This is a genomic window from Candidatus Poribacteria bacterium, assembly GCA_021295755.1.
GTDB lineage: Bacteria > Poribacteria > WGA-4E > WGA-4E > PCPOR2b > PCPOR2b.
In genome coordinates, this window is record JAGWBT010000168.1 from 5985 (window position 1) to 9279 (window position 3295).

Sequence of the window (3295 nt, forward strand, 5' to 3'; positions counted from 1 at the left end):
GTTCGCCGTCCAATCCTTGTTGATAGCGCAATTCGATTCCTAAAGAATCCAAATCCTTTAGGTTTTGGAGTATGTCAACCTCTGTACAGGTGCTCCCCTACTTGATAACCAACATCCGCCGCGTGGCGGAATAATCCCCGGCAGACAGGTGATAGAAATACACACCGCTTGCCACCCGCTCACCTAGTTCGTTTGTGCCCTCCCAGTAGATTGCTTTCGACCGACTCTCGTAGGCAGACGCAATCTGATGCCCAACATCAAACCTACGGACGACTCGACCGCTCCCATCATAGATGGTCAGGGTGACAAAAGCGTCCTCCGCTAACCGATACGGTATCCACGTTTCCGGGTTAAACGGATTCGGATAGTTGGACAACAGTTCCGTCTCCTTTGGTGTTAGGAATACCAAAAGTTGTTCAAGTACCATAATCCCCCTCTTCATGATTGGATCGCTAACCTCCAGAGACCGTGCGTCGGTCAACCACTGCCTCACCTCTACCGCTGTGAGCATCTCAGATGCTTGTAGATGCGCTGAAGGTGCGGCTGCTGTCTGCCCAAACATACCCGCAACAAAGACCAAATCCAGAATGTTGACCACCCCATCGCCATTGGGATCAGGGGAGGATTGACCGAGGCTGTTGGCGACGTGCACCAAGTCTAAGATGTTGACACTCCCATCACCGTTGACATCGGCGGGGTTTTTAGCTTTGAGATAGATTTCACCGTCAAGGTCAGGTAGCAAGTGGGTGACGGATGCAGCTGTGCTTCCCCTATCGGATACAGAGGTCGCAGATGACGGCAGCGTGATTGTCTGAGATTCCCCACTCCGGTTATAAACCGCCCAACCGTTGGTGAACTCGCGGATATACAAGCTCTCAATATCTTCTTGATAGCGCTGCGCTGTGGGTCCAACAGGTCGTCCGAGATCGGTATCCCAGAAATCATACCAGAAGTGCTCTTGGGCAAAGCGTCCTGTAGTATACAACGTGTATCCATCAGAAAGGGTAAGGCTCATTGTGGTGAATAAACGCATGAAACGACGATTCGTTGGGCTATCTGCCGGCTCAGTGGGAATCCCCTCGCCCCTCAAGCAGTTAATTCGTGGTTCTCTTACGTTTGCTTCATACCATAGGAGCGCATCTTCAATTTCAGCAAGTGTTTTGTTTTGGTAAACATCGTAGCCATCACGACCCGTTTCCATGAAACCGCCATTGATATAGGAACCTGTGATTGGGAGTTTAGCCCAATTTGAATTGCAAAGAATCAGAAAATCGTCAGGGACATTAGCACGAATCCTTTGAATCATTGAGACCCGTGCTTCTAGCTCTTGCTCGAAGGTTCTATAGTATTGGCGTTCCGATTCTTCCAGAGAATAATCCACAAGCACAGGCCCCGCATCAGATCAGCCCCCGTCGAACATGATACCGTCATATAACCCACACTGTGCCACGGAAATCGCTTGTTGAACAATGACGTCTTGAACGGCGGGCTGTGTGAAATCAATAAAGGAACCAGTCTTAGCGGGATCACGCGAGGTTTTGATACGGTTTCCATTTTCGTCTCTCAGCCAGCCGAACCAATCTTCGGGGTAGTGGCCATGTCCATCTTCGGGGTAGTGGCCACTTCCAGCACTCCGTAATCGTAGGTCAACGAGGAAAATCATATTCGGATTTTTGGCGAGGAGTTCCTCCCGCTTGGCTATTGCACGATCTACCTCACCTACCAGTCGATCCCACGGTGACCGCACGTCGAAACGGAGGTCAAAAGGAAGGCCCATCCCCCAAAGATCGTGATATGCAAGGCGGTCTTCGTATGATAATGCAGTCAGATTCACTGTTGCATCACCAAAGAGTTGAACAATAGATGGAAACGTCCGACTTTGGATTCGGTCTTGAATCGGAGGATCTGGCAGCGCACACTCCTCATCGCGTCGAAGTATGTGAAACGATATCCCTTGAATTGGACTAAAATCGACAATCAGATTCTTCTGGATTCTCAGTTCTTCTAGTGCCGTTAAATTGGCAAGGGGACCTACATCCACAATCCGATTCTCAGCTAAATCAAGAAATCTCAGCTTTGTCAGGTTCGTAAGCGGCGTAATATCTGTTAACTCACACAGCGCAAGCCCTAACCCTTCTAACTGTGTGAGGTTTGAAACGATTGAAAGGTCCTGTATCGGTATCTCGGCAAGGTCGAGGCGTTGGAGTGAAACGATGCCGGACAAGGGGGACAAATCGGAAATTGGATTGACTGAAAGGTATAGAACCTCCAAGTTTGTCAACCCTCTCAATGGAGTGATGTCTCGGACTTGATTTCTTTCGAGGAATATCTCTCTCACACGAATCGCATATTCCAACCCGGTAAGATCTTTTATTTCGGCATCCCTGGCAATAAGTTTGTCTAATAGTAGCATCTCCTGCTGGGTAATCGCAGCTTCAGATGACAACCCCAATTCCTGACGGATAGCCCGCTCCAAATTAGGATCAGGGATCTCCACAACTTGGGCGGTGGCACGCTTATCATCAAAATCCCTAAACTGTATCTGAATGTCTTAAATCGAATCATCGTTAATCCCCCTTAGGTTATAATGTTCGTGGCTCATGTCAAAAGAAAGTGCAGAATAGCTCAGAGAAACCGAGTTTTGAAGAAAAAACTCGGTTTCTTTGCAAGATTTCTTTACATGAGCGAACCGCTCTACCGATTAAAATACTCCAAAAACCTCAAAAAGAAACCCTGTGACAAGTCAATCCCGCTTACTGCCGTACAATCACCCCCCGCGCTTCTAACGCGGGAATATAAGGGTTATCCACCAGCGGCTTCAAATCAACAATCATATTATGCTGGAGATATAACTTTTCTATCTATGGTAGATTTTAGAATTAATTGGACACTTCCAATCGGCGAGGTTGGAAACCTCGCCTACCGGGGAGCGAAAGTGGTTAGCAAACCTCGTCTACCGGGGAGGGAAAAATCCGGGCATCACCCCGGTAGGTGCGGTTTCTAACCGCACCGCATCGGCGCAGTTGGAAACAGCGCCTACCAAACGGGAGACTGGACAGCGCAGTTGGAAACAGCGCCTACCAAACATGGGGAGCGAAAGGGTCTATTTATTTTTAGAATTCACCATAAATTAAATTTGCCAAAGGCGTAATATCGCGGATCTGGTTGTTTTGAAGAGAAAGCTCTTTTATGATAGATTTTAGAATTAATTGGACACTCCAAATGCACAGCCAACCCCCTAAATCCCCCTTATCAGGGGGACTTTGGAAACTGCGCGTAGGTTAGAGTTATTGGT

The 3295-nt window shown here is 48.2% G+C and carries 2 protein-coding genes; both read right to left on the minus strand.

What is annotated here, in order from left to right; all coding sequences use genetic code 11:
• Positions 1–97: 97 nt before the first annotated feature.
• Entirely contained in the window at positions 98–1306 is a 1209-nt protein-coding gene (locus J4G02_20135; protein MCE2396835.1) for a T9SS type A sorting domain-containing protein, read from the minus strand.
• A gap of 96 nt (positions 1307–1402) precedes the next feature.
• The gene (locus J4G02_20140) at positions 1403–2446 is read right to left on the minus strand and encodes a leucine-rich repeat domain-containing protein (protein ID MCE2396836.1); all 1044 of its coding nucleotides are present in this window, start codon (positions 2444–2446) and stop codon (positions 1403–1405) included.
• Between the last annotated feature and the right edge of the window lie 849 nt (positions 2447–3295).

Excerpts from the sequence above, each read along its gene's own strand:
- J4G02_20135 (MCE2396835.1), bottom strand. The coding sequence starts at position 1,306 with ATGATTCAAAGGATTCGTGCTAATGTCCCTGACGATTTTCTGATTCTT.